Below are 5,678 nucleotides of genomic sequence, written 5' to 3'. Positions count from 1 at the left end.
ATCCTCGCCGCGCACTATCTGACCCCGATCTCGGGCACGGTGCTGTTCTGGGCGGCCTACGTGCTGACCCGCCCGCTCGGAGCGGTGGCGGAGAACGCGGTGGAAAAGCCCGTTGCGCAGGGCGGACTCGGAGTAGGAACCACGATCACCTCATCCGCTCTGCTCGCTGTCCTGGCCCTTCTGGTGGGCTGGCAGATGCTCACCGATGGCCGACAAACCCGCACGGTGGACATCGTCTCCCCAACCGATGGCCACGATCACCAGCCTGCCGGTCGATCGACAGCAACTTCTGCCGATGACTAGGCGGGCAAGCCGTCGAGGCGCCACGCGCACCGGAGGGAAAACGGCTGGGTGGATAGGACGTCCGGCAGACATCACCAGGTGACATCAACGACGCTGAGCGAGGGCGGACAATAGCGGCTACAGCCAGAGCGCCGGACAGTCACGAGGGCCCATTCCGGGAGGTGGCCCCGGACTGTGATCGAACTTGTAAAGCGAAGGGCGTCGGTTCGAATCCGGCAAGGGGCTCTACATAGGCGATGGCCTGGGGTTTTCCCCAGGTCATCGCCATTTTTCCAGAGAATGTACGGCTCAGGGCACGTACGACCGAGTGTTGCTGGCCCACAGGGCGCCGCCCTTGCCGGGTCCGCCGGTGCTTGTGTAGACGACGAAGTTGCCGTCGCTCTGCAGTAGGGCGTACGCGCCGGTGTGGCCGTTGGTGTGGGTGGACCAGAGCGCGCTGCCGGTGCTCGAGTAGACGACGAGGTTGCCGTCGGTCTGCATGTAGGCGTAGGCGCCGGAGTGGCCGGAGGTGTGGCTGGACCAGATCGCCTTGCCGTCGTGCTTGCGGTAGATAACGAAGTTGCCGTCCGGCTGCGTTACCAGGCGGGTGTATTGGGTCTGGGTCCACCAGCCGCCCTGAAGCTTCTGGCCCGAGCCGATCTTCGTCGACCGCGTGTAAGTGCCGTCCGACCACAGCGAGCCGCCGGTGCTGGGCCCGCCCCCGGAGCCGTAGACCACCATGTTGCCGTCGTCCTGCACCAGGAAGTACGCGCCGGTGTGGCCGTTGGTGTGGGTGGACCAGAGCGCGCTGCCGGTGCTCGAGTAGACGACGAGGTTGCCGTCGGTCTGCATGTAGGCGTAGGCGCCGGAGTGGCCGGAGGTGTGGCTGGACCAGATCGCCGGGCCGCTGCTGCTCGTGCCGTTCGTCTTAAGGCAGGCGACCAGATTGCCGTCGCTGCCCATCGCAAGCGTGATGTTCGCGCTGCTCAGGCGGTGGCCGGAGGCGAGCTTCTGGCCGGGTTGCAGCGAGTTGACCGTGTTGGCGCCGCCGGCGAAGGCGGTGGTGCCGTTGGGGGTGCCGAGGCCGGTCGGGCCGTCGTACCCGGAGCCCGCTGCGCACAGGTAGCTCGTCGAGCAGGTGCCGTCGGAGCCCGCGGTGACGTCGTTCAGCGCCGACCTGTGGCCGTAGGGGTAGGAGGACGGGTAGCTGCTCGCGGTCGGGGTGCCGGCGAGCGCGTAGGTGGCCGCGATGATGGGCGACGAGGCGCTGGTTCCGCCGTAGACGTCCCAACCCAAGGCGCCGTAGGTGTCGTAGACCGCGACGCCGGTGGCCGGGTCGGCGACCGCCGAGACGTCGGCGACGGTGCGTTTGCTGCAGCCGGTGTCGGACTGCCAGGTGGGCTTGGCCTCTTCCGCGGAGCATCCGGATCCCGTGCCGTCGGTCGAGTCGGTGGACCACACCGACTCGCTCCAGCCGCGGGAGTTGCTCGCGCGGCTGAGCGAGGTGCCGCCCACCGCGGTGACGTACGGGGAGGAGGCCGGGTACTGGACGCCGTAGCCGCTGTCTCCCGCGCTGACGGTGATGGCGACGCCCGGGTGGTTGAAGTACTGGACGTCGGCGGTGGTCTCGGTCGGGTCCTCGGTTCCGCCGAAGGAGTTGGAGACGTACTTCGCGCCGAGAGCGACGGCCTCGTCCTCGGCCTTGCCGATGTCGGTCATGTCCGTGGAGGAGGCCTCGACGAGCAGGATGTGGCACTGCGGGCAGGCGGCGCTGACCATGTCGAGGTCGAGAGAGATCTCGCCGGCCCAGCCGGAGTCCGCGCTCGGGTAGGTGGTGCCGCCGCTCTGGTTGACCTTGCGGAAGCAGCCGTTCGCCGTGGTGCAGGCGGGAACGTTGTACTGGGACCGGTAGGCGGCGAGGTCGGACTCGGCGTTGGGGTCGTCCATGGCGTCGACGATCGCCACGGTCCGGCCCGAACCGGCCGTGATGGACGGCAAGTTGTAGGCGCTCTGCAGGTCTGAGGGGCCGTAACCGGACGGGGTGGTGTCCGGGCTGACAGTCAGGTGCTGGACGACGTCGGTGCGGGCCTCGGCGAGGCACGCCACGTGGCCCGGCGTGGTGGCGTGGGCGCACAGGTGTTTGACATGGGGCGCCCCGGCGGCCGACGGTGCGGCGGACGCGGTGGCCGTGAGCCATCCGGTCGATATGAATGCCGTGGTGGACAGCAGGGCGGCGGTGGATGCCGCCCGACGTCTCCTTGAGAGCAAGGAAATGCCCTTCTTCTGGTGGTGGCAACCGAATGGTCTGCCCATGACAGTCGGATGCTGCCGATCAATGCCGATGCGAGATCCGCAGATGGGGGGCGCAGGAACGCTAGCCACACCGCCGACCACGAACAATGCGGAACAGGTAAATGCTTGATCAGAGTTGCGTAGGCAGGCGACCGAGGCACGAGCGCTGCTCGACCGCGTCATCGACGGCTCTTGATCGCACGCGCCACGCTGGCTCAGACGGAGCCGGGGGCGCGTTGCGGACCCGATGGTCGGCGTGCGTCCGTTCCCTACCCGGGTTCGGGATCTGTGACGCTTGAACGTTCTGGCGCGCTGTTACTCCAGGGCACTCATGTGACAGCTGTGCCCTGCTGGGACAGTTATGACAACGATGAGGCTTCAGGGCGGGCATGAAAACTGAACACGGGGCTCGGCGCGGTCGTCGAGCCGGACTGAAAACGCGCACGTGGGTGGCGCTCGGGGCGGTGATAGCCGGGGGTAGCGCGGCTGTCGCGACCGTCGCGATGGCCGGATCGGGCGGCCATGCGTCGGCCGCGCCAGCGCCGATCAAGACGCATGTCCACTCGCTGGCCCTGACCGGGACCAGCGCGTCGCTCAAGACGCTGGGGGCCCAGTCCACGGCCGCGTTCAGCATGGTGGGCGTCACCTGGAACGGCGCGCACGCCAAGCTGCGCGGCACGGTGGAGGTACGCACCCGCTCTGCCGTCAGCGGCCACTGGACCCAGTGGTTGAAGATGCAGCAGCCGGACGACATCCCCGACGCCGACGAGCTGAACCGTCCCGGTGTGCGCGGCGGGATGTCCCCGATGTGGTCGGGGTCGTCGAACGGAATCCAGGTCCGCGCGACCGGCACCGGCAAGACGACCGCGCTGCCCGCCGGGCTGCGGGTGGACCTGGTCGACCCGGGCAAGCCCGCCGCCGGCGGGACGCAAGCCTCCGGCATGGACCCGGCGGGATACGCCATGGACGCAACCGCCGCCGACACGGCGTCCCCGGCTGCCACCGACACCACACCGCCAACGGACAGCGCCGCCCCGACCGACACGGCAACGGCTACCACAGGCACCGGCGCTTCGGGCACCCCGACCGCAACGGACTCCGCCTCACCCACGGACACCCCCACGGCCACCGACTCGGCATCCGTCGCACCGTCCACCGGGACCTCCGCCTCCGCCTCCGCTTCCACCTCGCCGAGCGCGTCCCCGACGTCCTGGCCCAGCCAGCTACCGTCGCTGTCCCAGGCGTACCCGTCCTGCACGACCTCCTCCAGCAGCCCCTCAGCGTCGGCGTCACCGACCCCGCCGAACCCGATGCCGTCCGCGACCACCTCGACGGTGGCCCCGCCCACCGTGGTCACCCGGGCCGGCTGGGGCGCGGACGAGTGCGCCCGGGAATCGGGTTACCCGACGTACGGCTCGGCAGTCAAGGTGATGTTCGTCCACCACACGGACACCACCAACAACTACTCCTGCACGGACTCCCCGGCGATCGTGCGCGGCATCTACGCCGAGCACCTCAACCAGGGCTGGCGCGACCTCGGTTACAACTTCCTCGTCGACAAGTGCGGCACCATCTTCGAGGGCCGCTTCGGCGGGATGGCGCTGCCGATCGTGGGCGCCCAGACCTACGGGTTCAACACCAACAGCATGGGCGTGGCCGCCATCGGCACGTACACCGACCTCACCGGCGGCGACTCCACGGCCAGCACCTTCCCCGGAGCCACGCCGAGCCAGGCGATGCTGGCCTCCATCGCCCGCATCGCAGCCTGGAAATTCGGCATGACCGGCGTGAACCCGGGCACCGCTACCGCGTCGCTGCCCGAGGGCGCCTCCGACAGCTACGGCTTCACCCTGGGCAAGAACTACAGCTTCGACGCGATCTCCGGGCACCGCAACGGATTCGCCACCGACTGCCCCGGCAACCAGCTCTACAACGCCCTGAGCACGATCCGCTCCTACGCGGCCGGCCCGGTCGGCGCGCTCTCCGTCACCGGGATGTCCGGCGGGGCGACCAAGTCCGGGACCAGCTACTACACCAAGGGCGCAGCCACGGTGAGCTGGACGACCGCCACGCCGTCCGCGGTGATCTCCGGATTCGACGTCCTGGTCGACAGCAAAGCCGTGGCGCACACCTCCGGCTCCGCCCGCTCCGCCTCCATCTCGGTGGCCGCCGGCAGCCACACCGTCCAGGTGCGCGCCACCCACGTGCGCGGGTCGACCACGCTGTCGGGCTCGGTCACTCTGGTCGGTGACACCACCGCGCCCACCTTCCCGACCTCTCCCGGCGTGCAGGTACGCACCGGCACGGTGAGCTCCACCGCCGTCCCGGTCACGGTGAACTGGAAGGCCGCCGACAATGCGGCGCTCGCCAAGGTCATGGCGACCGCGCCGTCCTCGGCCACCTTCGGCCCGACGGTGACCTCCTGGGCGACCAGCGCCAAGCCCGGCACCTCGGACCTGTTCGCGCTGAAGGCGTACGACGTGGCCGGCAACACCGGTGGCGCCTCCGTCTCCCGTACGCCGAACATCATCCAGGAGACCTCCACCACCCGGACCGGCACCTGGACCCACAAGAGCAGCACCAGCTACCTGGGTGGCTACTCCTACAGCTCCTCGTCCGCCGGGGCGTCGATCAGCTGGACCTTCACCGGACGTTCGGTGGCCTGGATCGTCTCCCGGGCCTCCACTTCGGGCCAGGCGTACGTCTACGTCGACGGCACCAAGGTCACCACGGTGGACCTGAAGTCCTCCACGACCCTGTACCGCCAGGCGATCTGGACCAAGAGCTGGTCCAGCTCCGGCAAGCACACCGTGAAGATCGTCGTGGTCGGCACCTCGGGCCGCCCGACCGTCACCACCGACGGCATCGCAACCATCGGCTGACCGGCCGGCCACACCCGACGAAAGAGCCCTCTGCCCGCGGAAAGGCCGCGGGCAGAGGGCTCTTTCGGGGCAGGTCCACAAGCCCGCCCGATCCGCGGGCCAGCGTAAGGGGCCATGATCACTCGCGCTAACGGGCTGCCCCGCGATTGATCACGGGGCGTGTTGGCCTGGGGAGTTGGCTGGTGGGTGATTCAGCAGGCGGCTGTGCGGACGGGCACCAGT

2 protein-coding genes and 1 pseudogene are annotated in these 5,678 nt (G+C 69.2%); 2 read left to right on the top strand and 1 reads right to left on the bottom strand.

Going from position 1 to position 5,678, the window contains the following annotated elements; translation table 11 throughout:
* A pseudogene (locus tag ABZ904_RS50335) lies at window positions 1-303 on the top strand (hypothetical protein); the annotation flags it as partial.
* 288 nt (window positions 304-591) lie between these two features.
* Here ABZ904_RS50335 and ABZ904_RS50330 read toward each other — a convergent pair.
* Window positions 592-2,550, bottom strand: a complete 1,959-nt coding sequence (locus ABZ904_RS50330; protein ID WP_361830966.1) for a hypothetical protein — start codon at window positions 2,548-2,550, stop codon at window positions 592-594.
* A gap of 488 nt (window positions 2,551-3,038) precedes the next feature.
* Between ABZ904_RS50330 and ABZ904_RS50325 the strand changes: the two genes are divergently transcribed.
* A complete protein-coding gene (locus ABZ904_RS50325; protein ID WP_361005992.1) occupies window positions 3,039-5,456 on the top strand; it encodes an N-acetylmuramoyl-L-alanine amidase in 2,418 nt (805 codons plus the stop codon).
* Window positions 5,457-5,678 lie beyond the last annotated feature (222 nt).

The sequence above is a fragment of the Streptomyces sp. NPDC046900 genome (genome assembly GCF_040644975.1).
Taxonomy (GTDB): Bacteria; Actinomycetota; Actinomycetes; order Streptomycetales; family Streptomycetaceae; genus Streptomyces.
The sequence above is the reverse complement of the archived record's forward strand: the minus strand, read 5'-3'. Positions and strand labels throughout refer to the sequence as shown.